Source organism: Huaxiibacter chinensis (assembly GCF_022171985.1).
In the GTDB taxonomy this organism is placed as follows: Bacteria; Pseudomonadota; Gammaproteobacteria; order Enterobacterales; family Enterobacteriaceae; genus Enterobacter; species Enterobacter chinensis_A.
In genome coordinates, this window is record NZ_JAJVHF010000071.1 from 1 (window position 1) to 557 (window position 557).

General features: G+C 61.4%; 1 pseudogene. It reads left to right on the forward strand.

Annotated elements, in window-relative coordinates:
• A pseudogene (gene cpsG / locus LZP96_RS23980) lies at positions 1-557 on the forward strand (colanic acid biosynthesis phosphomannomutase CpsG); the annotation flags it as partial.

Here is a 557-nt window from a genome sequence, read left to right on the forward strand (position 1 = left end):
GGTATCCCGAATCCGCTGCTGCCCGAATGCCGTGACGACACGCGCAACGCGGTGATTGAACAGGGTGCGGATATGGGCATCGCCTTCGACGGTGATTTCGACCGCTGCTTCCTGTTCGACGAAAAAGGCCAGTTCATCGAAGGCTATTACATCGTCGGCCTGCTGGCGGAAGCGTTCCTGGAGAAAAACCCGGGCGCGAAAATCATTCACGACCCGCGTCTGTCCTGGAACACGGTGGATGTGGTAAGTGCCGCGGGCGGCGAGCCGGTGATGTCGAAAACCGGGCATGCCTTCATCAAAGAGCGTATGCGCGAAGAAGACGCCATCTACGGTGGCGAGATGAGCGCGCACCATTACTTCCGTGATTTTGCCTACTGCGACAGCGGGATGATCCCGTGGCTGCTGGTGACCGAGCTGCTGTGCCTGAAGGGCCAGACGCTGGGTGAACTGGTACGCGACCGCATGGCGGCGTTCCCGGCGAGCGGAGAAATCAACAGCAAGCTGGCGGCCCCGGCAGAGGCAATTGCCCGCGTGGAGGCGCATTTCGCACCGGACGC